Here is a 25,355-nt window from a genome sequence, read left to right on the forward strand (position 1 = left end):
TGGCTTCGCCTGACTTGGACGTCAATCGTTCGTCGGATCTTTACGGGCAGTTATCTCCCACTTATCTTCTTTGCTTCTCTCGAATCTTTCGTTGAGAGTTTTACTGCCCGTTAAGGTGGGATAAATACAAAAAAGGGGAGTAGATCACATGTCTTGTGAAACTCTCCCCTTTCTTCTATATCTTAACTTTGGTAAAACAGGATACCATAAACCAATCTAATCTTTCTTCAACCGCGCTGCCAAGCGATTGCCCGCAGATTGCAGTCCTTGGACGAGAATGATCAGCATGATGACCGTTACATACATAACGTCCACTTCATAGCGAAGGTGACCGAAGCGGTACGCAAGGTCTCCAAGTCCGCCTCCACCAACTAGCCCTGCCATCGCTGATGCTCCGATTAGTCCGATTGTGGCAATTGTTAAGCCAAGAACAATCGATGAACGAGATTCTCTTACAAGCACATGCCAAATAATATGTCTCGTTTTTATCCCCATTGCTTCATATGCTTCCATTACTCCACGATCAACTTCTAGTAGAGCTGTTTCCATTAATCTAGCAATATAAGGGGCTGTATATACGACTAATGGTACAATGACCCCTTTTACACCGATGGATGTGCCAACGATCGTTTTTGTAAATGGAAGGATAAAGAATAATAAAATAATAAATGGCACAGAACGTATAATGTTAATAATCGTATTTAAGATGGCAAAAACATACTTATTGCTTAGGGCCTTATCCGGTCGAGTTAAGACAAGTAAGACTCCTAGCGGTAAGCCAATTAATACAGAAAAACCTAATGAAATTCCAACCATTTGGAAGGTTTGGATTGTAGCCTCCCAAAGATCACTTCCCCATAGTTCAAGAAACTCTTCTATTTTTGCTTTCACTTCCATTCACTCCTTCCACATGCACCTGTTGCTCTCCTAAAAATCGCAAGGCTTTGTCAATCTCTCCTGCATCACCTTTAAAGTGGACCATAAGCTGTCCGAATGATTCGTTCTTTAGTCGTGTTATACTTCCTGATAATATGTTCGGAAAAACATTAAACTTCTTACTAACTAAAGCAAGAGTCGGCTCACCCGATAATTGTCCAAAGAAAGATAGGGTGAAGACCTGCCCAGTTTCATTGAAGCCATCAAGTAATTCATCAGATAAATTGTGTGTAAATAAGCTATTCACAAATTTCTTTGTCGTAGGATGTGTAGGTGAAGTGAACAGATCAACTGTTTTTCCTTCTTCAATCACTTCGCCATTTTCCATTACGGCAACCCGATCACAAATCCGTTGAATCACATTCATTTCATGAGTAATTAATAAAATCGTGATTCCTAATTCTTTGTTAATCTTCAATAATAAATCAAGAATCGCTTCTGTTGTATCAGGATCAAGTGCACTTGTTGCTTCATCACTTAGCAGTACTTCTGGTTCATGCGCTAACGCACGCGCAATTGCTACTCTTTGCTTTTGACCACCTGATAGCTCTGATGGGTAAGCAAATTGTTTTTGCTCAAGCCCTACAATCCTTAAGTACTTTTCCACACGTTCCTCTACAACTTGTTTACTTAAGCCAGATAGCTTTAATGGAAGGGCAATATTGTCGTAAACTGTTGCTGTTTTTAATAAGTTAAATCCCTGAAAAATCATCCCGATGCTTTTTCGTGCTTCACGGAGTTTTCCTGATGATAGCTTTGTCAAATCTACATCCTTTACATTTACCGCTCCAATATCAGGTCTTTCTAAAAGGTTGACACAACGAATTAACGTACTTTTCCCTGCACCGCTATATCCTATCACACCATAAATCTCGCCTTTTTTCACTGAAATTGAAACATCCTTTAATGCGTGAATCGATCCTTTTTTACCTGCAAAAGTCTTTGAAATCCCCACTAGTTCAATCATTTTAAAACTCCTTCCTTTTAGCTCTCGCATCGGGTATTTTCCTAGCCAAAATCAAAAGAAAGTTGTCAGGATAACTTACCTTTGATTTTGGCTAAAAATTAGGGACGCAGCTGCCATTCTCATCGACAGTGCGTCCGACCTTTTCTTCTACTTACCAAGAAGGAACAACAGATCCTTCAAATGTTTCATCAATAAATTTCTTTACTTCTTCACTGCGGTATAAATCCATAAATTGTTTAATTGCCTCATCATCCTTGTCCTCTGTTCTCACAGCAACAAGGTTAACATATGGAGAATCACTAGGCTCGATGTAGATTGCATCTTTTGCTGGCTTATAGCCTGCTTCAATCGCAAAGTTACTATTAATAGCTGCCGCATCAAGCTCATCTAACTGACGTGCAATTTGTGCAGGGTCAAGCTCAACAAACTCATAATTTTTACTGTTTTCAACAATATCTTTTACCGTTGAATTAACGTCTGAACCTTCTTTTAGCTTAATTAATCCTGCATGCTCAAATAATAAAAGAGCTCGTCCGCCGTTTGCAGGATCACTAGGTAAACCAATTTTAGCCCCTTCTTTTAGCTCACTAACATCCTTTAAGTTTAATGAGTACATTCCCATTGGAAATGTCACAGTATCTCCTACTTTAATAAGATCTAATTTACGATCTTCTTTAAAAACATCAAAGTAAGGCTCTGTTTGGAAAACGTTCATATCAAGTTCCTTTTCCGCTAATGCTACGTTCGGCATTACATAATCAGTGAATACCTTTAATTCAATCTTTAACCCCTCTTTTTCCCCAAGCTCTTTTACTTTTTCAACAATCTCTTCATGAGGTCCCGCTGTTACACCAACTACCAACTTGTCATCACTTAATAAACCTTCTGCTTTTTCTTCTGAACCCTTACTGCCACAAGCTGCTAAAACTGAAATCACTAAAACGAGTACACTTGCTAACAACCATTTTTTCATATTCTCCACCCTTTTCCTAATTATTTACATGAACTTACTTGGTTTATATACGATTAAATCTCCCATCACCCTATTACGATGTTACAAAACTTCAGAAACGCTGAACTTATCTACTTTCTTTATTGCATCATAAAGATCTTCTTCTGTTACCTTTTGATTCATTAAATGAATTGATTCTTCCGGACGGAGCGCCTTCTTAACAATTCTCTCTAGTAACTCTTGATTGTCCGGATCAATTGTTAACTGTTCCAGGCTTAATGGAAGGCCAAAATCATCGTAATAGTTTAGTAGCTTCAATAGCTCACTATCTTTTCCTTCTAAAGCCAACTGAATCAATATTCCATATGCAACAAGCTCACCGTGTAAAAGGTGTTTCACTTCATTTGCTTCTGTAAGACCGTTATGAATGGAATGAGCCCCAGCAATTCTTCCTGCTTTCCCCCCAAAACCGCCTACCATCCCACCGGTTAAAATAATCGCTTCGATCACTCTAATAAGCTCGTCAGAAACGATTCCCTCAGAAGCCGATTGCAGGGCAGCTTTCCCATCTTTCAGTAGAACATCTCGACAAATTACACTTGAAAAATACGAAACTTTAAGCCAAACCGGTAGCTCTTCTTCTTTGTAAAACGAAGCAATCAAAGCCTCAGCTTCATAAAACTTTGCCAACGTATCCCCTATTCCCGCTTTTAAATATTGCACAGGAGCTGTGGCGATAACACTAGGTTCAATAAGTACAAGCGTATTAGCTAGTGGGAATTCCGTATAATGTGTAAAAACACCATGATGATCATAAAATACACTAAGCGGAGTCCACGCCGAACATGTCGATGCAATACTTGGAATTAAGATCGACTTGATTCCCGCATGTACGGCAGACGCCTTCGCAATATCTAAAGCCGTACCACCACCAATGCCAATGACTGCATCAATAGAGTTTGCAGTTAACTGCTCTGATATACGTTCAACTGTTTCTAACGTACAGTGACCTTCTACGAACGTAAAATTTGTCCCGGCAATTTCCTTTAACGTTACTGGTAAATAAGGTTGTACCGCATGCCAAGCCTTCTTGCCACAAACGATATGGATCCTTTTTACGTTGATCTCTGATAAAAGAACTTCTATTTCCCGAAGAACGCCTTCGCCAATTCTGTAATGGCCTGGTGCCCCTTTTACAGTTGCGATGTTGATATCAAACACTCCTTTCAATTCAATTTTGTGTTTCAAAAAATGAAAAATGCCTCTCAGAAAAGAGAGGCATGAATATACTTATCAAAGTATTACCTCTCTCATTTTCCAAAACATCTAGTATTTTGCAGGATTTAGCACCTATTTATGATTTAAATACGATTCATCAGAAATGGTTGCCGGGTTTCAAAGGGCCAGTCCCTCCACCGCTCTCAATAAGAGAAAAATATAAAATTGTAATAATTCAGATATTATACGTATATAAGAAAATTGTCAACATTAAATTTAATTAATAAAGATAAATTTACAAAGAACTAAAATTTGTTCTACACTCGGCAATGTAGATAGAATAAGAAAGAATAAAATAATCGCATAGTTTTACCACATTTGATTCAAGCCTAATCTAATCTCAATAAGTTTTTTTGTATTACAAAAAAACAATTTTATTAGGATAATTAAGGAAATAGTAACAAAATAATATTTTTTATCCCTTTCCTTATAGATAGAGTTGTGCTACTACCTGGCAGATTCTTTGCTATAATAGTTAAGAAAATTCTTATCGTTTATCATAGGAATTAACATAAAGTGAGACTTCCATCAGTGGGGGTTTTCTTCATCCCCTACTGATGGTTAGCGAGACTTATCACGCTCAGGAACGCCACATCCTGTGGCTTCGCCTGACTTGGACGTCAATCGTTCGTCGGATCTTTACGGGCAGTTATCTCCCACTGCTCTTCTTTGCTTCTCTCGAATCTTTCGTTAAGAGTTTTACTGCCCGTTAAGGTGGGATAAAGTTAAAATTCACAATTATTAAAAAGTATTAAAGAAACGGAGTTATAAGAAATGAATCCAATAGAAGATAAAGATGTTTTATTACAAAATATAAGCTCATCTGAATACTTCCCAATCACATACAAAGAGTTAGAGCAAGAGGCAAAACAAACAATGTCTGTAGGTGGTTTCGGTTATGTTCGTTCGGGTGCTGGTAATGAAGAAACACTAAGAAAAAATGAAGAATCTTTCTCAAAGCTTTCTTTTTTGCCAAGATTTCTAAGAGATGTTTCCGAATTAGATACAAGCGTTCAATTATTTGGACGAACATACCCATATCCAATTTTTCTTGCACCAGTTGGTATGCAAAAGCTTGCTCATAAAGAAGGCGAAATTGCTTCAGCGAAGGCAGCAGCCACCCATCGAGTACCTTTTGTCCTGAGCACAGTTTCCAGCTATTCAATTGAAGATGTTGCAAACGCAACGGGGGATAGTCCGAAATGGTTTCAGCTTTATTGGTCAAATAATGAGGAAATTTCATTTAATATGGTAAAAAGAGCAGAGGAAGCTGGCTTTGAAGCTATTGTTTTAACCATCGATACGCCTATGTTGGGTTGGAGAGTAGAAGATATACGTAATCGATTTTCTCCTTTAAAACTCGGACTAGGAAAAGCAAACTATGAAGCAGACCCAGTATTTTTACGTTCTCTTGAAAACCAAGACGCAGAATCGATCATCCATGGAATTTTAAACAATATTAACCACCCTACTCTAAACTGGAAGCACGTAGCCGCCTTAAAAGAGCGAACTTCTTTGCCTATTTTATTAAAGGGCATTCTCCACCCAGAGGATGCAAGACTTGCAGTAGAAAATGGGATAGATGGAATAATCGTTTCGAATCACGGAGGAAGACAATTGGATGGAGTCATTTCAGCTATCGATGCACTCCCACTTATTGTAGAGGAAGTAAAGGGAGCTGTCCCTGTTCTGTTTGATAGCGGAATCCGCCGTGGAACAGATGTTGTAAAAGCATTAGCACTGGGTGCAGATGCAGTCTTTATCGGAAGACCTTTTATTTATGGTTTAGCAGTTGACGGGCAAAATGGTGTAGAAAAAGTATTAGCTAACTTCATTGAGGAAACTAAGATCTCCATTTCTTTAGCCGGTATTTCAAGTGTGAAAGATCTTCCCGCTTTAAAAATAGTTACATCTTAATCTATCTTTTTGAAACAGTAGTCTCCCTTTAATGGTTCGGGTGGCAACACAAGAGATTCGGAACAAATAAACAAAAGCGCAAGCGCCTTGATCAGCCTCGGGCGAATAAGACGCTCTTGAATAGAAGGTGTTTTTTACCTTCAATTCAAGAGTGGCTTAGACCCAAGAGGGGCTAGGCGCTTACGCTTGCTGTCGTGCGCTTATCCACGGTACAAGAATTTTATAGGTTCCTAAACAAGAACAAAAGCGCAAGCGCCTTGATCAGCCTCGGGCAAATAAGACGCTTTTGAATAAAAGGTGTTTTTTGCCTTCAATTCAAAAGTGGCTTATGACCCAAGAAGGGCCGGACGCTTGCGCTTAGCTACAAGACAAGAATTTTATCGTTTCCTGGTATATGAAAATCTTGAATTTGCATTGCCTCCTATTGCTAACACCAGTTCATAGAATAAGAGGTGCAATGAAGTTTTTTTCTATTATCAGCCATTACAATTGATAACGATTATCATTTACAACAACAAAATGAATTCCTTTACATAATTGGTGTTATAGACCTAGAAATATAACGATATGAAACTGTGGGGTTAGAATCATGTGGAAAAATAAAAATGTATGGATCCTCCTCGCTGGAGAATTTGTGGCCGGCTTAGGACTATGGATTGGTATTATTGGAAACCTAGAGTTTATGCAGGACAAAATCCCTTCTGACTTCTTGAAATCACTTATTCTAGCAGTTGGATTACTTGCCGGGCTTGCTGTTGGTCCATTGGCTGGAAAAATAACCGATCAAGTCAGTAAAAAAACCGTGATGCTTGTTGCTGGATTTGTACGAATAATAAGTGTTGGTTTTATGTTGCTTGCAATTGAAACAGGGTCTGTTTGGTGGATGATCATTTTTCTTGTCGTCACCCAAATTTCTGCTTCATTTTTCTTCCCTGCGTTACAAGCAGCGATTCCACTTGTCGTGAAAGAAAAGGATTTGCTGCAATTAAATGGCGCTTATATGAATGTTTCAAGTCTTTCTCGCATAATGGGGACAGCAGTTGCCGGCATCTTCTTAGTCATCATGTCACTTTCGATGCTGTATATCATCTCATTACTTGCCTACTTAGGATTATTTATCCTAACCATCTTTTTAACGATTGATGAAGCAAAAACAGGAGAAACGAATGAAGACGGAGCAGCTCCAGCTAGCATAGGCTTTAAAGAGCTATTTCCAGTCATAAAAGGCGTTCCAATTGTTTTAATGACACTGGTTATGACGTTAATTCCGCTCTTATTCCTTGGTGGATTTAACTTACTGGTCATTAATATTAGTGAACTGCAGGACAGCTCGTCGATTAAAAGTTGGATTTATACAGCAGAAGGCGTTTCATTCATGTTAGGTGCTTTTTTCGTTAAACAACTTAGCGAAAAATTCTCACCGCACACGATTTTATTTTTCTTCTCATTTTGTATTGGCATCTCACAAGCAATGCTTTATTTTGCAAATGTTCCAATTCTATCGATTGCAGCCTTTCTTCTTTTCGGGTTTGCTGTTGGCACGTTTTTCCCGACTGCTGCGACGATTTTCCAAACAAAGGTACCGAAAGACTTTCACGGCAGATTCTTCTCCTTTCATAACATGCTTGAACGACTAATCTACCAACTAATGCTCTTATTAACTGGATTCATGTTAGATGCAGTAGGCCTTCAGCATATGACCGTCATGTTTGGAGCACTCTCCCTTACGATGACAACCATTTTTTACGTGAAATTTAGACAGCTCCGGCAAGTTAAATTGCCATTATACGAAAAAAATGGATGAGGCCTTAAATCAATAACATGGAGAGCTAGTCGTTGCTGCTTAGACTAGCTCTTCATGTTTATTTTTCACTCCACATTAATCAAGATCATCCTCTTCTTCAACCTTTAAAATTCTTCCTGTTTTTGCGAGTACCTCGACTTCAAATAACCGATTTTGTGCCGTTAAAATAAAAAATTCATAAACTAAAACCCCATGCTCTAAATCCATATCCACATGAAGAACCTGGCCTGGTACACGTTTAAGAGCGATCTCCTGTGCTTGTTTGCATCGTAATTCTTTGTCTGTACATCGGATTTGGGCTGTGATAGGCATTTCTATACATCGAAATATCCTCCTTATTCAGTAGACGAAATATAGGTGTTGATTTTATAAAAATCTGGATGACACAGCCCCCATTTCGAAAAATCTAGCAACTTTGCTCCGGAATCTTGCAACTTTGGCCAAAAATCTTGCAACTTTGCTATGGAATCTATCATTCGACAAAAAACGAGCCGAATAGAAGAAGTGGTTCAATCCACTCCAGAAAATCCATCGTTCAATAAAAATGAGTCCCTCGCACCAAACCATCATTAGCACTTATCCAAATTTTTTTGAAACCTTCCCCTTTCTCACACGTAGAATTAAATGTGAATAAATCTGGCCGTAAAGTCGAGGTGTGGACATGAGTTTTTTTAGTAAGCTGCTTGGAAAGAAGGCTGAGGCCAAAAAGCCTGTTGAAGCCCGGAATATGTTTAACCTCCAAATGGATGACATCGTCACATATGATTTAGAGGATTATAAGATTGTCGGAAAAATCAGTTATGATGACCATGGCTTCAAATGGCATGCTTATCAGCTTGAAGGTGTTTCAAGAACAATTTGGTTAAGTGCCGAAATGGATGACGAGCTTTATCTTGGCATTTATGAAAAAATAAAATTAAAGCTGCAAGAGCCAATTCCTAAAAAAATCGAATATGGCGGAACACAGTATTCTCTTGATGAATCAGGTTCCGCACGAGTAACTGGGTTAGGAAGAAGCCAAAATATCAATGGTATGATTTGTGATTACTATGACTATTGTGATAAAGAAGAAGAAAAGTTCCTTTCCATTGAAAAATGGGGAAGCGAAATCGAAGTAAGTGCTGGCTATGAGATTGAACAATACGAATTAAAAATAATTGCAAGTAAATAGGAGGAAGATTAATGTTTAAATTTTTCAAACGAGTAAAGACAGTTGTAGATTCAGAATTAAATGCGTTATTGGACAAAGCGGAAGATCCAGTAAAAATGCTCGAACAATTTATGCGCGATATGGAATCAGATATTCGCGAAGCAGAATCAGCTGTAGCAAAACAAATCGCCAATGAAAAAATGCTGCAAAAGAAATATGAAGATGCCAAGAAGATGGTTGAAAAGCGTGATGAACAAGCAATCACAGCGATTGAAGCTGGAAACGATGACCTCGCTCGCCGCGCCTTAGAAGACAAAAAAATGCACAGTCAAACAGCTGAAACATTAAAAGAGTCTTATGAACGTGCTAAGCTTGATTCACAGTCCGTTCGCAAGAAATTAGATGAGATGAAAGCTGAATACTATGAAATGAAATTGAAAAAGGATTCTTTAAAGGCTCGTGCTGAATCCGCAAAAACAAGAACAAAAATCAATCGTACTCTCTCTGGTATTGGCAGTGACGAGTCAAAACAAGGCTTTGAGCGCATGGAAGAAAAAGTACTTCAATACGAAGCAGAGGCTGAAACGAGTGAAGATTTAAGATCCTCGAATCGAAGCCTTGATGACGAATTTGATGCGTTAGAAAAAAATGATGTTGAAGATGAGCTCGCAGCCTTAAAAAGAAAAATGGGGAAAGAATAAAGCTAGATGCGTGGTTCAGAAGCTCATGAATAGATGGTGTTCTTCCCCTCCTATTCATGAGTTTTTGCAGTTAAGACGAAAGGCCACAGTGCCGCAACTAATCTAGAATCTTCCTTATTAATACACCAGAATTTATATGTTTTGTACTTTGTTTTGGTGTCTAGCGCAAGCGGCCTAGCCCCTCTTGGGTCTAAGCCACTCTCGAATTGAAGGTAAAAAACACCTTCTATTCAAGAACGTCTTATTTGCCCGAGGCTGAACAAGGCGCTTGCGCTTTTCTTATCATTACATAGTTTGTCGTGAAAGAAGGTGAGTACATGAAAAAACCACTTCTTTGTGTGATGCTGTCTTTTCTTCTATTTTTGTCAGCTTGTGGAAGTGGAGTCCAAGGTTCAACTGCTGGCTCGATTTTTAAAGATGGAATTGCTGAATTTATAAATACGAATTATATCCTTCACGATGTCGTGACAAGCAAAGAACGGTCTGAGGACATTTCTGAAATCTTTATTGCCGAAAATAAATCGATTGATGAAGTTGCGACCGAATTACAAGCTCATGAGACCCCTAGAGAAATAAGTGAAAAGAAGAACGATAAGCAAGTCCTCGTCTACAATGATTCATTTATCATCTTAACACCGGATGAAAATAATCCTGAAAATACGATGGTTGAAATGGCGACGACCAATTTTGTTCGTGACAATTACAGTCCTGATTTTTTTGACGGCTTATTGGTCATGTGGCTTTTAGATGATCTATTGGATGTTGATGATTGGGGCAAGAACCAACGAAATAAATGTTATTCAAACAATGATGATTGTTATCAAGGATACGGATCTTCTGGCGGATCTTATAAACATTTCCGTGGGTCTTCTACTGTTAGAGGTGGAACGTCCACTGTTCGTGGCGGTGGGCCTGGTACTGGAAAATAAACGAGAAGGGAAGAATGAAGATGGAACCATTTCTTTTAACGGCGATCTACTTTGTGATTGCCATTGCAATTGTCTTAATCGGATTAACACTATTTGAACTACTGACAAAGAAATACAAGGACTGGGATGAGGTGCTAAACGGTAACCACGCTGTATCGCTTTCCATTGGGGGGAAAATCGTTGGGATTTGTATTATTCTCGCATTCTCTATCTATCATAGTGCACATGTAGTAGATACGATCATTTGGGGAGCATATGGGGTCCTTTTGCAAATGATTGCCTACTTATTATTTGAGCTTTTCACAAGAAAATTCTCTGTCGAGGAACAACTAAAAAAAGGAAATATATCTGTAGGAATTATCAGCATGTGTGTATCCATTGGATTAGGCTTTGTCATTGGTGCATCCATTACATAAAGATTGTTAACAGGGAGACATTCGTGTGATTGAACAAACGAGCAAACAAAGCAACGCCATTTATTGGGCATCAGGGATCGTATCAGTATGTGGAATCATTTTCGAAGTATTATTTGGCGCAGCCGGTTCTTATTTGCTTGGTGATGGTGTAAAACAATACACCCTCACCATTTCTCTTTTTTTAACGGGAATGGGAATTGGTGCCTCGATTAGCGAGAAGGTAACAAAGAATCTGATTTTGTCCTTCGTTTGGATTGAATATTTAATTGGAATTATTGCCGGTTTCTCTACATTTTTACTATTTGGGGTTTCCGCTTTCCTAAGTTCAGGAATGGATGCATTCTTCCTCTATTTCATCACTATCCTTGTTGGGGCATTAACAGGTGTGGAGTTGCCAATTTTAATTCGAAAAGCAAATGAAATCGGTGTTACTGTGCAAAAAAGTACAGCAAGAGTGCTGTTTTCAGATTATGCTGGTGGATTAATTGGCGGGCTCCTTTTTGTTTATTTATTAAGACCAGAATTTGGCCTTGTGAAATCAGCCTTTTTAGTCGCGATTATTAACGTTGTTGTTGCCTTATGGGTCCTACTTTATTTTAGACGTGAGATTAAAGCATTTAAACTCCACTTCTCAGTTGGAATCGCAATCTTCCTTTTGCTTTTTAGTGGAGTCTTATTTGGGGAAGAAACAGCTTTCTCCTTTGAACAAAAGCTTTATAGAGATCCAATTATTTATACTGAACGTACCGATTATCAGCAAATTATCTTAACGAAAGAGCAAGGAGATTTACGATTGTTCCTCGATGGTCAGCTGCAATTCAGTTCAAGTGATGAATACCGCTACCATGAAACACTCGTACATCCTGCAATGGCAACAGCTGACAGAAAAGAAAAGATTCTTATTCTTGGTGGTGGTGACGGGTTAGCGTTAAGGGAATTGCAAAAATATGATGAGGTCAAATCAATGACATTGGTTGATCTCGATCCGAAGGTCATTGAACTAGGCAAAACTCATCGCGATGTTGTCAACCTAAATGAGCACGCGTTTGAGGATGACCGTGTTGAAGTGATTAACGAAGATGCCTTTCAATTTCTAAAGAACAAGCAAAATACCTTTTATGATGTCATCCTAGTCGACCTACCTGATCCAAATAATGAGTCATTAAACAAACTCTATACACTTGAATTTTATCAACTCGTACGAAATCATTTAGCACCAGGCGGATCAATTATGATTCAAGCCACAAGCCCAACCTTCGCAACAGATGTCTATTGGTCAATAAACCAAACGGTCGAAGCGGCAAACTTACAAACGGCAAATCTCCACGTAGATATCCCAAGTTTCGGTGACTGGGGATTTGTTTTAGCAAAAAGAGAAGCATTCAAACTCGACAAAGCAGAATTCACAGTTGAAACGAAATTCTTAACTACCGATGTACTAAAAGGACTAACTTCATTCGGAAAAGATATTGATAAAGAAATCATCGACGAAAAAGGCAAGATCGTTCCACTTGAAACTAACACGTTAACGCGCCCGACGATTATTGAGAAATATGAAAAGGCGTGGAGAAGTTATTAGTGACAAGGAATTTCCGTTTGAAAGAACAAATAGAAGTAACGGCACCTCAATCAAGGCGGATCGTCGCTTCTTTTTTATCCTCTCAATCTAAACTGTAAGCCCTTTATGTAACAAAAGGAATTTAAACAAACGTTTAATTAAGAGTCAAGATCATTGATTTCATACCATTCGGCGGATAAAGTGAGACTTCCATCAGTGGGGGTTTTCTTCATCCCCCACTGATGGTTAGCGAGACTTATCGGATCTTTACGGGCAGTTATCTCCCACTTACCTTCTTTGCTTCTCTCGAATCTTGAAGTGGGAGTTTTACTGCCCGTTAAGGTGGGATAAACGGACCCGTATTAATTGTGTGGGGATTGCTGCACTTTTTTTGCTGCTCATTTGGATATCCACCATTGATTCAGATATCCGCTCAGTATCTCCATCCTTTCTAGTTGCTAGCCTGCTACTAAAAACGTAACAATTCTTCACACCTTCATCACTTCGCAACAAAATAATTAATCAAATATTCGGCCCAAACCTTATGACCACTTTCATTAGGCTCACTAGTATCTGTCAAATAATCTTCCATTTTTTTATCCTTTGATTCAGGCCAATTTTCCCAATGATTTAAATAGATAATATTGTTTTCCTTCGCATGTTCCGCAATTTCGGCAACTTGATTCGGATAATATGTAGCATCAGCAATTGGATTTGAAGGCTGCATAAAAATTGTTACTTCTTTATTTCTTTCTGTCCAGGTGGCAATCATTTTTTCGATGCTACCAATTCTATTTTTCATGGCGATCTTGCTGCTATTATCCTTTATCATGAACGGTTCAAACAAAATGAGATCCGGTTTTAACTCACTTACTTTCTCGTAGGTGTTTGTTCGCATAACATCTATTGAGGTTTTATCCCCCTCTGAAAGAACAGTGATGTTAAATACATTGTCTCCGTAAGTAGCAACTAATTGCTTCCTTAACAGGTCTGGCCATGCATTTGCCTCTTGTGATGTAGCCTCTGATCCGTAGATAACGAACTGTAGTGGTTTTCCCGTAGTTGTAGCGTTGGAGATTTTTTCTTGTAGCTCTTTTGGTAGATTACGAGTGTATGTAGGTGTTTCCTTCTTGTCTTCTTCAATCGGTTCTTCTTTTGGTATTGTAGTTTGTACTTCTTTCGTTTTTGTTGCTATAACACCTTCGTTCCTAGTTACTTTCTCACTTTGTGCTGAAATTTTGTTATTCCAATGATTATTCCCGGCAAAAATGATTCCTCCACATAATACAACCGTTCCAATCGTTATAAGCTTTTTCACAACAACCCCTCCAGTTTTTTTGCTTCTTACTTCGTCCAAAATTTGAATCGTTTCCAATATAAGTTTCAGTATTAATCGTTTTTGCTGAATAAATAATGTCGCTATCCTTCGTACCATTTCGTAGAAACATGTTTACCTTTGGGTGTTTTCACTATCAATTTTTTCCATCATCCCTTTTCATTATAATTTTCATCTCTGTACATTCCTACCACTTTAATTAGACAATTTTCGGGTGTTATATACACTAAGCCGGTTGATTCGACAAAATCAAGGCGACTCTTCTAGCAAGCTGACCTGTCGTGCTATTTGTATAAAATAGAAAAACAAATCCAATAGTGGGAATTATTGGGGTTATCTAATTCCTATTGAAATTTTCTAAATATATGAAATAATTAAAATAACAAAGTAGCAAGGCTAGAAATTTGAATCAGGGGGAATCGTTTTGTCTACAATTAAAACGGCCATTGTCGTAGGTGGTGGCATAGGTGGGCTTGTGACAGCTCTTAAACTTCACCGCGTTGGCGTATCAGTGCGTGTTTTTGAAAGTGTGGAAAATATTCGTGCGCTTGGAGTTGGAATTAATTTGCTCCCCCATGCGGTAAAGGTTTTAACAGAACTTGGGTTGGCAGAAGAGCTAGAGAAAATCGGCCTACCTACTGCAGATCTCAGTTACTACAACAAATATGGTCAGAAGATTTGGCAGGAACCTAGAGGAATAAATGCCGGATATCATTGGCCACAATACTCCATCCATCGAGGAAAATTACAAATGCTTCTGTTAAAAGCCGTTAAGGAACAAATTGGTGAAGGCGCCGTCATAACAGGTCATCATCTTTCATCTTTTCAAACGTTGGGAGACGTCTTGATTGCACATTTTCAAAATCGAAAAACAGGTGAAGCGCTTGGAACCTATCATGCTGACATTATGATTGCGGCAGATGGCATCCATTCAATGGTACGAAAATTTTATTATCCTAACGAAGGAATGCCAAAATTTAGTGGGCGGATTTTATGGCGTGGCATGACCGAAACGGCTCCCTTTTTAACCGGAAAATCGATGATTATGTCTGGTTATCAAGACCAGAAATTTGTCGCTTATCCTATAAGTCCAGAGGCAGCAAAGAATGGCCGGTCGCTTGTAAATTGGATTGCCGAGTTAACGGTCGGTGAAGACATGCCGGAACGCGCTGACTGGAATCGCAAAATTGATAAAGCGAAATTTGCACCTGCTTTTTCTGATTGGGACTTTGGCTGGTTGAATGTACCTAAGTTGATTGAGGAAACGGATGCAGTCTATGAATTCCCGATGGTTGACCGCGATCCACTATCACAGTGGTCTTTTGGCCGTGTAACTTTACTAGGGGATGCAGCACACCCAATGTATCCAATTGGATCAAATGGTGCTTCACAAGCAATATTGGATGCTGACGCATTAGGACGAGCGATCTTGGAACAGCCAAATGCAAAAGCTGCTTTGCGTGCCTACGAAGATGAACGAATTTCACCGACAACAAATATTGTCTTAACAAATCGCCAAAACGGACCGGAGAGTGTGATGCAAATTGTTGAGGAACGCGCACCAAATGGATTTGAACAACTCCATGATGTTATCTCCAGGCAAGAATTACAGGATATTGCCAATAAGTACAAGCAAATTGCTGGATTTGACCGTAAAAGCCTAAACGCTAAATTGGAAGTCGTAAACAATGTTTGAACATATTGTGCTTTTAAAATTTTCTCAAGAAGCGACACAGTCACAAAAGGAAGAATTAATCCGGAGAACTTATGCGTTAAAAGATGTCATTCCTGGTATCGTGGACCTGCAGCAAGGCTTTAATTTTTCAGATCGAAATAATGGCTTTGAGGTCGGACTGACGGTTCGATTTGAAAACCGTGACTCATTAAACAACTATGGCCCACATCCAAGTCACCAAGCAATTACTGCCTATTTAAAAGAAATTGGTGTGGAAGATAGCATTATCGTTGATTTTGAAACCAGATAAGAATAGCTTATTTTTTATAAGGCTGTGTTAAATAAGATTGTTGATGTTCATTCAAAACAAAAGGACTCACAATTATGAAGTCCTTTTGTTTTTTGTTCGACTAAAACTCACATCGGAAATGACCTCTGAATTGGCACACGTCATTTCTTTTTTATTTGAAGTTGTATCAAACATATTAGAGCCTATTGACACCAATATTTTAGCGCCTTTTGATTAAGACAATATTTGTTGTCTTATCAAAATATAATGCAGCTATGTTCGAAAGAGCTCTGTTATGCCTGGTAACTAGGAAAAAGGGGGGACGTGCTCCATTGGAGTACTTCCGTGACCGCGAATCGCCATTTTTCAGAATCACGGGCATCTTTAACGCTCTTTTGTTACCGATTATCACCATTTTTCAGGATCACGGGCATCTTTAACGCTCTTTTGTTACCGATTATCACCATTTTTCAGGATCTCGGGCATCTTTAACGCTCTTTTGTTACCGCGAATCGCCATTTTTCAGGATCTCGGGCATCTTTAGCGTTCTTTTGTTACCGATTATCACCATTTTTCAGGATCTCGGGCATCTTTAGCGTTCTTTTGTTACCGATTATCACCATTTTTCAGGATCTCTGGCATCTTTAACGCTCTTTTGTTACCGATTATCACCATTTTTCAGGATCACGGGCATCTTTAGCGTTCTTTTGTTACCGATTATCACCATTTTTCAGGATCTCGGGCATCTTTAACGCTCTTTTGTTACCGATTATCACCATTTTTCAGGATCTCGGGCATCTTTAACGCTCTTTTGTTACCGATTATCACCATTTTTCAGGATCTCGGGCATCTTTAGCGTTCTTTCATGACCGAAATCCACGATTTTAGGAGATCTCGAGCAACATGGGGTCACTACGCTCCCTGGTAAACACGATTTTTCGGGATTACTAGCAATATTCACCAACATCCCTTCACCTTTCACTTGCAACTCTATCTTATGATCATCGCTTTTAGTAAACTGGCACTATAAACCTAAAAAGCTCTCCACAATCTACAATAGATCCGTCAATGTCTCAAACTCTTTTATTTGGTCATTCAATTGTTTATACATTTGTTCAAACTCGAACTTTACGTTTTGAAGGACTTCAATTAAGTGTGGGTCAAATTGGCTGCCTTTCCCGTCTTCTAGCCTTTGGAACGCTTCATCAAGTGATAGTCCATGTCGGTAAGAACGATCGGTTGTCATCGCGTCAAATGCATCTGCTATCGCTAAAATTCTCGCATCCAAGGGAATGTCTACCCCCTTCCGCTTTGTCGGATATCCTTTGCCATCCCATCGTTCATGATGATAAAGGACACCAGCTTTTAGGTCTTGCAATCTTTCAATCCGCTCAACCATTCTTGCCCCCACAACAGGATGCGTTTTAATCACTTCATATTCTTCATCTGTTAATTTTCCTGTTTTCCCTAAAACCGCCTCAGGGATATTTATTTTTCCTATATCATGAAGCAGCCCACTTAATCTCAATTTTTGTAAGTCTTCCTTTCGATATTCTGGTAGATGCTTTGCAAGAGCAACAGCGTACTTACTTACTCGCTCACTATGGCCAAACGTGTATAAGTCCTTGGCTTCCACTGCAACGATAAAGGTGTTGACTACATCTTGTATCGTGGTTTCCATCGATTGAATAACAAAGGTAACTTGTTTTCTATAAATGTGGTGAAGGGTCCTTAGCACAAGAAAGCTTAACGAAGCAAGGATGATATAAACTAGAATTCGATTGGAAATATCAATACTATCTGGTGTATATTGACTTTTCGGCTCCTTTATACTCAAATATGACAAGATGACAAGTCCAAAAAAAGAATAATAGAAAAGAATTTTTCTTTCTCCGTAAATGCCTGTCAGTAATGGTAACAGAAGAAAAAAGCTCCATGATTCACTATATCCGGATTCAAAATAGAGAACAATTAGTACTCCCGCACAATACGCCAACATGAGGAACTGATTGACTTTAGATGGAAGCTTCACATATTTATTGACCAAGCTTAGTAACAGCAGCAGTCCTAAGCAAACAAGAAGAGCTGATAAATTTGCTCGTGAAAACTTTAAATCAAATACAAAGAACACATAGTTCCAAGTACAGCTTAATAATAAAAAGATTGCATTTATCCAAAAGAGATACGTCGTTACTTTAGAGCGGTGCTCATGAAAATATTCATCGTAAAGCTTCTTTTCTAATTCCGCCATGTTAAAATCCCCTAGTTTATGAAATATCCCTTAATTATAACATAATTTGACATAAAAGGAGATGATTTTTGTAGATAATTGTCGAATCATGACACTTACCATCACCTCTTCTTATATAGTTAATTTGTACTAAACTATTTTATTTATAAGGAGAGACTTTGATGAAGAGCGAAAATCATTATCATTTTGGCGTTGCATTAACCAAGATCAGAGAGGAGGCCATTCAACTTCACCGTAGGCGTTATCTCGAAGTAGGATTTTTTCAAAAAGGTGAAAAAGATCTATATGAACAAGACTCCCTCTATTTTGTCGCACGAGAAACAACATTGAATCAAGTAGTTGGCGTCACACGGCTTATTTTCAAGCCGATCGAACAGCTTCCTACCATTAAAAACTTTGAAATCTATGAATTTGACCTTGTTCGAGTCACTAAGTTGGAAAAGAGCCAATTGGCGGAAATGAGTGCTTTTACGAAGCTACCTAAACACGAAGTCGGTGTACATCTTATCAGAACAATTTTTCATTACTCAAAACAACAAGGCATTACCCATTGGATCGCTTGTATCGATGACCGCGTTTTTAGATACCTAAATCGTATTTTCAGTTCAATTTTTAAAGAGATTGGCGTCCCCAAAGTGTATTTAGGCTCCGTTACAGTACCGTGTCTAGTGGATCTTCCAAAAGCAATGAAGCAAATTAAAGAACAAAGGCCAAAACTATATGAATTCTTAAAGGAAGAAAATGAACAAGTAATGGAGGTATCACGCTAATGATAAAAGAACAATTCACTCGAAACCTTGGAATCATGTCAGAAGAAGAAGTGAGAAAGTTGAATAATACCACAGTTGCCATCGCTGGATGCGGTTGTATTGGGGGTTTTGCTGCTGAGCTACTTGTTAGAATGGGGGTTGGGAAATTAACATTAGCTGACCCAGACACCTTCGATGAGTCCAATATTAACCGCCAATGTGCTGCCACGCATCGTACAGTAGGCATGCTGAAGGTCGAAGCACTAAAAGAACATCTATTAACAATTAATCCAGATTTAGAGATTGCTAACTATTCAGAAGGTGTAAATGAAGGAAATGTTGAGGTATTTCTTGAAGGCGCAGAGTATGTCATTGATGCTATTGATTACTTCTGCCTGCCGGAAGCCGTTGTTCTTCATCGCGCTGCACGTCAAAAAGGATTATTCACCATTACAGCAGTTGCCTTAGGTTTTGGCGCATCGGTGCTAACATTTTCACCTACAGGAATGAAATTAGAAGAGTATATCGGGATTCCCGAGCATTGCACGATGAAAGACTTAAGGGGAATCACCTTTCCCGCATCCAGTTACGCTAGCTATCTACCAGACTATGCTACGGAAGAAAAAATGACAGAGTGGATCGCAAATAAAACAATTCCCACAATTAGTGTGGGACAAGCACTAGGACCCGGTGCGTTAGTATCACAAATGGTGCTTCATCTATTAGGAAGAAAACAGCCTATTATTGTGCCGGAAAAGTGGCAGGTTCAATTTGAATAATGGAAGGTTGGATACACAATAATTTATGTGCCCTTTTAGGAGCAAAAGGATGAGTAGAAGTAAAGGAACCTCTGCATAATGATGCCTAGGTTCCTTCCTAATTTAAAGCATCAACTTATAGTGTTGTGATGCAGTTCCTTCTTTTCATTTTCCGAACTAACCGCTTGCTTTTTATTAATCCCAAAATAACCGATACAACTTATCATGATTAGTAATGGAGTTAGACTAACAAGGTAGCGGGATCTTGCCTCCCAAAGAATAAAGAAAAGGAAAAATCCAATGACTGCAAGCATTGAGAAAGTAAAGAACTCATTCTGATTTTTCAACCTAGCAATGAAAAATAAACCAGCTAATAGGATGATATGTTGGATACGAGCATAACCTAAAACGAGTTGTCCAGACTTAAAATCAACAAGACGAGTAAAATTCTCAGGAATGATGGGATCCCTTTTCAGTTTATTTAATGAATAATACGTTCCATCTGTCCATGTATGGGTAAGTTTTTGAATGATAAATTGGATATTTCCTTTCCAACCTTTTTCTTTTAGACGACTCATTAATTCATTAAGATGCGCCTCTCTAACCTGTTCTCTCGTTGTCGTTTTTAAAAGTTGATCCGTCATTAAAAAATCCTCTTTTAAATATTTCCCATTACTCACGTCGTTTTGTCCCATCACGATCCAATGAGTCACAGGAAAGCTATACTTCTGAACTTGTTGCTTGTCTATCATTCCACTTTCATAAATGAAGAAGTTAAAACATAGCTTAACAATCAAAAGAGTAAGTAACGGTAGAATAAACAACGTCTTTTTCCATTTCTTTTGAAATATAAAAAGAACAATACTTAATGCTATGATAAAAATAATTAAAGATCCCTTTAAAATCATACCTAATGAAAAGAAGATCGATGCAGTTATGATTATGAATAGATGATTTCTAAAGTCTCCATTTCTATCAATTAATAGGTTCAATGGGATAAGTAGAAATAGTAATGAAATGGTATCGGTGTATACGATTGGCGCAAAAAAGATGTAAGGAAAAAAAGACACGCTAACGAAAAGACTTAATACTCCAGTAGCATGTCCAGCTACCTTTGACGTAATACGATAAATGAAATATTGACTTAACGTAATAAGGACAACATTAACAGCTTGATAGATTAACAGGTCTGGTGTAAATATTTTCCCCACTAACGCTAACATAGAAACTAGCAAAATATTGTTTGGATACTTAATGAAGTAATCCGTCAGTTCTCCAGTTGCTAAAAGGTGTTTTGCGCTATTTACAATCACGCCAAAATCCCAGGATGGATTGACACCAAACAAGCGAATAACTGCCAATTGTAAAAAGACACTGAACAATAGAACAGCTGCCACTAAAAACACACTATGTATTTTACTAATCATATCTATTATTTGACGCTTAAAAACTAAAACCAGAGCTATACCAATACATGCACCGATTAATGTGATGAAATTAAACGTATCTGGTGTGATTAACCCAATAGAATGGTGCCCCCTGCTTGAAAATAGATTTAATCCAATAATAATTGAAATAACAAACAGAAAGATAACAAAAATACTTCTCTTTAACAATCTATCTATACTAGAATCAATGATTCCCCTCTCCCCCTTGTTTTCACAATTTTTGCCCTAAACCTAAATAAAAATGAAAGCCCCTCAATTTAATGAAGGGCAGTTATGATTAAGGAGTTTTTACAGTTTCTCTTTTATCGATACTAGAATAGTAATCTAGTCGTTCTTCTTCTAAATTAACAGTATCCCTGACAATATAGATTGGTCGGTTCTTACTTTCATCGTATATTCTAGCAATGTATTGCCCTACGATCCCTAAGCCCAATAACTGAATACCACTGAAGAATGTGATAGCAACCATGATTGATGCCCAGCCCGGTTGTACCTCATTACCAATTAATTTTGTTACAATTGAATATAAAAGAACAAGAATTGACAAGAGGACAGAAGCAAATCCTAGCGTCATGACGATCCTTAAAGGCTTAGTAGAAAAGGCAATGATTCCATCTGATGCAAATTTTATCATTTTTTTAAATGGATATTTTGTTTCACCTGCAAAGCGTTCATCTCTTTCATATTCGATATATGTTTGACGAAAGCCAACCCAAGAAAACATTCCCCGAACAAATCTATTTCTCTCGGTCATTTTCTTAAATTCACTTGCAACTTTACGATCGATAATTCGAAAATCGCCAGTATCCTTTGGGATTTCTATATCAGACATATAATTAATAAATTTGTAAAAATATTTAGCTGTTATCAGCTTAAACCATGTTTCTCCAACACGCTTTTTCCTTTTCGCATAAACGACCTCATAGCCTTCCTCCCATTTTGCAATAAGGGACGGTATTAGTTCAGGCGGATCTTGTAAATCAGCATCGATAATCACGATTGCATCACCTTTTGCATAATCGATTCCTGCTGTTACAGCTGTTTGATGCCCGAAATTACGTGAAAAGTTAACTATTTTTGCACGATAATCGTCCATTGCGATCCTCTTTAAAATATCCATAGTCCGGTCTGTACTTCCATCATTCACAAATATAAATTCGTAATTAATATCATTTTTGATCATAACCTCTTTTAAGCGGTTATAGCATTCCTGTGCAACTTCTTCTTCGAAATACATCGGAACAACAACAGAAATAAGGTCTTTCATCATGTTTCCCTCCAATAAGACTACATTTTTCTCTATTTCTTAAATGTCCATCGTTTATTTAGTAAATAATTTATCACCATCCCAATCCCTGTTGAAATGAACTGGCCAATAATAGGATGAATGCCAAGGTGATCGACCAATAAATAAAGGCTTAAGGTGTTAATCAAAAGTGTAATGAGATTGACAACAACAAACTTTAAAAATAGATTTTTTTGACCAGGCGTTGCTTCAAATACCCAGTTCTTATTCCAATAATAACTGTTAATTACACCTAGGCCATATGAAATGATATTAGCCAATAGATAATTAACGCCAACGCTTAAAAGCAACATAAAACTTCCAATGGTAATAAGTGTATTAAATATACCTACTGTTCCAAACTTCAATAACCTTTTCATTTCGTTATCCCCTATGTTAAATCTATTTATAGAAGGCTGTTTTAATAAACTTTGTTGTTTTTAAACTTACTTGATTTCTAATTCAGTTATTCGAAATGATGTATTGTCCATCATCATGATTTATTGTCTGAACTTGAGATTTTTTGGCCAAACTCATGGTTTTATTGTCTGGTTTTGAATTTTATTGTCCGAAATCACCAAGATATCGACCAACCTTCAATTTTCCGCCCCACTTTGTAACAGCTGTTCATTCTTTTATATTTAAAAACAACAATCTTTTAGAAAAGAGCCTTATAGAAAGAATCGATTTCATACTTCTACGTTCAACTACTCTCCTCTTTATTCAATAGAGGATTCCTTTTTATTGATACCAAAATAACCAATACAACTTACTATAATTAGTAATGGAGTTAAACTAACAAGATAGCGGGATCTTGTTTCCCAAATAAGAAAGAAAAGGAAAAATCCAATAACCGATAGCATAGCAAAAGTAATCATTTCATTCCGTTTTTTCAGTTTTACAATAAAAAGTAAACCGGCTAAAAGAATAAAATGCTGGATGCGAACAAACCCTTGAAGCAAATCACCTGATTTAAAATCAACGAGTCTATTAAAATTTTCTGGTTCAACAGGCTGTCGTTTAAGCTTATTCAATGAGTAATACGTGCCATCCGTCCATGTATGGGCAAGCTTTTGAATATTATAATGGAGATTTCCTATCCATCCTTTTTCCGTTATTCGCTTTTTCAACTCATTAAGATGAATTTGCTTAACCTCTTCCCTCGAATTTTTCTCCAAAAGATCATGAGTCCAATGAAAATCCTCTGTGGCAAATTTACCATACCTTTCCCCATTTTGGGCCATTACCAGCCAATGAGTTACTGGAAAGCTATACCGATCAACTTGCTTCTTATCTACTATCTCATTTTCATAAATGTAATAATTGAATCCTGTCTTAACAAGTAATAAGACGATAAAAGGTAGAATAAAATATAACTTTTTCCATCTTTGCAAAAATAAAAAAAGAACAATACTTAATGCTATGATGAAGATAATTAATGATCCTTTTAAAATCATTCCAAATGAAAATAAGACAGAAGCAATGAGTATAATTGATAATCGACTGTCGAGATTCCCATTCTTATCAATCAACATATTCAAAGGAAGTAGCAAAAAGATTAATGATACAGTGTCCGTATACACAATAGGTGCATAAAAAATGTATGGGAATAAAAAGACACCCATAAACAAACTTACGATACCGATAGCGTAACCTGCAACCTTCGAGGTAATGCGATAAATCAAATATTGGCTTAACGTGATAATCATTATATTAAAAACCTGGAAGCTAAAAAGATCAGGTGTAGAGAATTTACCCACAACTGCTAAAATACAAGCTAATAAAATATTGTTAGGATACATAACAAAGTAATTACTAAGCTCATTATTTTCTAAAAGAAGCTTTGCACTGCTAACAATTGTTCCAAAATCCCATGTAAGATTTACACTTAAAAGTCGCACACTCGTAAACTGTAAAAGTACACTAACTAGTAATAACGTAACGATGAAATATGGTTTAGGAATTTTATTAATAAAGGAAATAATTTTGTTTCGATAGATAAGCACAACCGCTATGACGTTTAATGCTCCTATTAACGTTATGCCATTAAAAAGCGTTGGTGTTTTCAATTCAAGAGAATGATAGCCTCTGCTATAAAAAATATTTAGTCCGACGATGATTGATACAACGCACATAAAGATGAAAAATATACTTCTATTTAACCACCTAAAAACAACTTGCCCCAATTATGCTGCCCCCTACTATTCTCAACCTTACCTGCACTAAAACGCGTGCGGAAAGCTCCTGAAAAATGATCATTGATGGTTTTACTCTAAGGTTTTAACAAGAACTGATTAATTTCCATCACAACATTACATACTATATTTTACAAAACATCAGTTATTTAGCATTTTTTAGTCGTGCAAACTTCCAGTATACCTTAGTTTTAATCTTAGCTAAAAACAAATTAAAAAGTAGTCTAAATTACATAGAATTTAGTCCTACTTTTTTAAGTTAACATTACAGCTAATTTTTTTAAAGTAAATTCTATGTAAATCTAGATATTTATGTAATTTATGATATTTATGTTGCTTTAAAATAAAATTTGATCAAAAACACCTCACAAACCCGTACTTTATGGTAAATAAGAAGAATCCATTTTGAAAAAAAAGATTGATCAAAATGGATTCTTCTCTAGCATATTTAAGTTTCGATTTTATAAAAAAGTTTGATCATTTTCTACCTTTGATCTTCAACACTAGTGGCCGTTTGTGGAACAAGAAAAACTTATTTCTTTTTTATCTCTTTAACATAAAGTGAGGCTTCCATCAGTGGGGGTTTTCTGCATCGCCCACTGATGGTTAGCCAGACTTATAACGCTCAGGAACGCGCCACATCCTGTGGCTTCGCCTGACTTGGACGTCAATCGTTCGTCGGATCTTTACGGGCAGTTATCTCCCACTTATCTTCTTTGCTTCTCTCGAATCTTTCGTTGAGAGTTTTACTGCCCGTTAAG

22 protein-coding genes and 1 riboswitch are annotated in these 25,355 nt (G+C 37.5%); of the genes, 11 read left to right on the plus strand and 11 right to left on the minus strand.

Features of this window, described 5'->3' with window-relative positions; genetic code table 11:
* Window positions 1-216: 216 nt before the first annotated feature.
* The 4 genes from K9V48_RS21970 to K9V48_RS21985 form a co-directional block, all read right to left on the minus strand.
* Window positions 217-879 carry a methionine ABC transporter permease gene (locus K9V48_RS21970; protein ID WP_438803913.1) on the minus strand — a complete coding sequence of 221 codons (663 nt, stop codon included), beginning with the start codon at window positions 877-879 and terminating at the stop codon, window positions 217-219.
* The gene (locus K9V48_RS21975) at window positions 863-1,903 is read right to left on the minus strand and encodes a methionine ABC transporter ATP-binding protein (RefSeq protein WP_224141280.1); all 1,041 of its coding nucleotides are present in this window, start codon (window positions 1,901-1,903) and stop codon (window positions 863-865) included. Before K9V48_RS21975 ends, K9V48_RS21970 begins: the two co-directional genes overlap by 17 nt.
* Before the next feature lie 151 nt (window positions 1,904-2,054).
* Window positions 2,055-2,876, minus strand: a complete 822-nt coding sequence (locus K9V48_RS21980) for a MetQ/NlpA family ABC transporter substrate-binding protein (protein WP_224141281.1) — start codon at window positions 2,874-2,876, stop codon at window positions 2,055-2,057.
* 81 nt (window positions 2,877-2,957) lie between these two features.
* Window positions 2,958-4,103 carry an iron-containing alcohol dehydrogenase family protein gene (locus K9V48_RS21985; protein WP_224141282.1) on the minus strand — a complete coding sequence of 382 codons (1,146 nt, stop codon included), beginning with the start codon at window positions 4,101-4,103 and terminating at the stop codon, window positions 2,958-2,960.
* Between the two features lie 59 nt (window positions 4,104-4,162).
* A riboswitch (SAM riboswitch) is annotated at window positions 4,163-4,286 on the minus strand.
* Window positions 4,287-4,907: 621 nt separating this feature from the next.
* Here K9V48_RS21985 and K9V48_RS21990 point away from each other — a divergent pair.
* Both K9V48_RS21990 and K9V48_RS21995 read left to right on the plus strand, forming a co-directional pair.
* Window positions 4,908-6,050, plus strand: coding sequence for an alpha-hydroxy acid oxidase (locus tag K9V48_RS21990; protein WP_224141283.1), 1,143 nt, complete (start codon window positions 4,908-4,910; stop codon window positions 6,048-6,050).
* Between the two features lie 589 nt (window positions 6,051-6,639).
* Window positions 6,640-7,854, plus strand: coding sequence for an MFS transporter (locus tag K9V48_RS21995; RefSeq protein WP_224141284.1), 1,215 nt, complete (start codon window positions 6,640-6,642; stop codon window positions 7,852-7,854).
* 75 nt (window positions 7,855-7,929) lie between these two features.
* Here K9V48_RS21995 and K9V48_RS22000 read toward each other — a convergent pair whose 3' ends face one another.
* Entirely contained in the window at window positions 7,930-8,166 is a 237-nt protein-coding gene (locus K9V48_RS22000; RefSeq protein WP_224141285.1) for a PepSY domain-containing protein, read from the minus strand.
* A gap of 349 nt (window positions 8,167-8,515) precedes the next feature.
* Here K9V48_RS22000 and K9V48_RS22005 point away from each other — a divergent pair, with 349 nt between their 5' ends.
* The 5 genes from K9V48_RS22005 to K9V48_RS22025 all read left to right on the plus strand — a co-directional run bounded on the left by K9V48_RS22005 (window position 8,516) and on the right by K9V48_RS22025 (window position 12,629).
* On the plus strand, window positions 8,516-9,025 hold the full coding sequence (locus K9V48_RS22005; protein ID WP_224141286.1) for a DUF4178 domain-containing protein: 510 nt from the start codon (window positions 8,516-8,518) through the stop codon (window positions 9,023-9,025).
* 11 nt (window positions 9,026-9,036) lie between these two features.
* Window positions 9,037-9,705, plus strand: coding sequence for a PspA/IM30 family protein (locus K9V48_RS22010; RefSeq protein ID WP_224141287.1), 669 nt, complete (start codon window positions 9,037-9,039; stop codon window positions 9,703-9,705).
* A 317-nt stretch (window positions 9,706-10,022) separates the two neighbouring features.
* The gene (locus K9V48_RS22015; protein WP_224141288.1) at window positions 10,023-10,634 is read left to right on the plus strand and encodes a DUF4247 domain-containing protein; all 612 of its coding nucleotides are present in this window, start codon (window positions 10,023-10,025) and stop codon (window positions 10,632-10,634) included.
* A 20-nt stretch (window positions 10,635-10,654) separates the two neighbouring features.
* Window positions 10,655-11,050 carry a DUF350 domain-containing protein gene (locus K9V48_RS22020; RefSeq protein ID WP_224141300.1) on the plus strand — a complete coding sequence of 132 codons (396 nt, stop codon included), beginning with the start codon at window positions 10,655-10,657 and terminating at the stop codon, window positions 11,048-11,050.
* Window positions 11,051-11,075: 25 nt separating this feature from the next.
* Entirely contained in the window at window positions 11,076-12,629 is a 1,554-nt protein-coding gene (locus K9V48_RS22025; protein WP_224141289.1) for a polyamine aminopropyltransferase, read from the plus strand.
* A 478-nt stretch (window positions 12,630-13,107) separates the two neighbouring features.
* Here K9V48_RS22025 and K9V48_RS22030 read toward each other — a convergent pair whose 3' ends face one another.
* The gene (locus tag K9V48_RS22030; protein ID WP_224141290.1) at window positions 13,108-13,926 is read right to left on the minus strand and encodes an SGNH/GDSL hydrolase family protein; all 819 of its coding nucleotides are present in this window, start codon (window positions 13,924-13,926) and stop codon (window positions 13,108-13,110) included.
* 442 nt (window positions 13,927-14,368) lie between these two features.
* Here K9V48_RS22030 and K9V48_RS22035 point away from each other — a divergent pair, with 442 nt between their 5' ends.
* The gene (locus tag K9V48_RS22035) at window positions 14,369-15,640 is read left to right on the plus strand and encodes a flavin-dependent oxidoreductase (protein ID WP_224141291.1); all 1,272 of its coding nucleotides are present in this window, start codon (window positions 14,369-14,371) and stop codon (window positions 15,638-15,640) included.
* Window positions 15,633-15,929, plus strand: a complete 297-nt coding sequence (locus K9V48_RS22040) for a Dabb family protein (protein ID WP_224141292.1) — start codon at window positions 15,633-15,635, stop codon at window positions 15,927-15,929. Before K9V48_RS22035 ends, K9V48_RS22040 begins: the two co-directional genes overlap by 8 nt.
* 1,030 nt (window positions 15,930-16,959) lie before the next feature.
* Here K9V48_RS22040 and K9V48_RS22045 read toward each other — a convergent pair.
* Window positions 16,960-18,159 (minus strand): HD-GYP domain-containing protein, encoded by a 1,200-nt coding sequence (locus K9V48_RS22045; RefSeq protein WP_224141293.1) that lies wholly within the window; start codon window positions 18,157-18,159, stop codon window positions 16,960-16,962.
* A 161-nt stretch (window positions 18,160-18,320) separates the two neighbouring features.
* On the opposite strand from K9V48_RS22045, the gene K9V48_RS22050 reads away from it, so the two are divergent.
* Both K9V48_RS22050 and K9V48_RS22055 read left to right on the plus strand, forming a co-directional pair.
* Entirely contained in the window at window positions 18,321-18,929 is a 609-nt protein-coding gene (locus tag K9V48_RS22050) for an N-acyl amino acid synthase FeeM domain-containing protein (RefSeq protein ID WP_224141294.1), read from the plus strand.
* A complete protein-coding gene (locus tag K9V48_RS22055; RefSeq protein WP_224141295.1) occupies window positions 18,929-19,687 on the plus strand; it encodes a ThiF family adenylyltransferase in 759 nt (252 codons plus the stop codon). The genes K9V48_RS22050 and K9V48_RS22055 overlap by 1 nt, the downstream gene beginning before the upstream one ends.
* A 110-nt stretch (window positions 19,688-19,797) precedes the next feature.
* Here the strand turns inward: K9V48_RS22055 and K9V48_RS22060 are convergent, their stop codons facing one another.
* The 4 genes from K9V48_RS22060 to K9V48_RS22075 form a co-directional block, all read right to left on the minus strand.
* Window positions 19,798-21,282 carry a glycosyltransferase-like membrane protein gene (locus K9V48_RS22060; protein ID WP_224141296.1) on the minus strand — a complete coding sequence of 495 codons (1,485 nt, stop codon included), beginning with the start codon at window positions 21,280-21,282 and terminating at the stop codon, window positions 19,798-19,800.
* 109 nt (window positions 21,283-21,391) lie between these two features.
* The gene (locus K9V48_RS22065; protein WP_224141297.1) at window positions 21,392-22,381 is read right to left on the minus strand and encodes a glycosyltransferase family 2 protein; all 990 of its coding nucleotides are present in this window, start codon (window positions 22,379-22,381) and stop codon (window positions 21,392-21,394) included.
* Between the two features lie 32 nt (window positions 22,382-22,413).
* Window positions 22,414-22,779: a GtrA family protein gene (locus tag K9V48_RS22070; RefSeq protein ID WP_224141298.1), complete on the minus strand. Its 366-nt coding sequence runs from the start codon at window positions 22,777-22,779 to the stop codon at window positions 22,414-22,416.
* A 339-nt stretch (window positions 22,780-23,118) separates the two neighbouring features.
* Window positions 23,119-24,585, minus strand: coding sequence for a glycosyltransferase-like membrane protein (locus K9V48_RS22075; protein ID WP_224141299.1), 1,467 nt, complete (start codon window positions 24,583-24,585; stop codon window positions 23,119-23,121).
* Between the last annotated feature and the right edge of the window lie 770 nt (window positions 24,586-25,355).

The sequence above is a fragment of the Metabacillus rhizolycopersici genome (assembly GCF_020075705.1).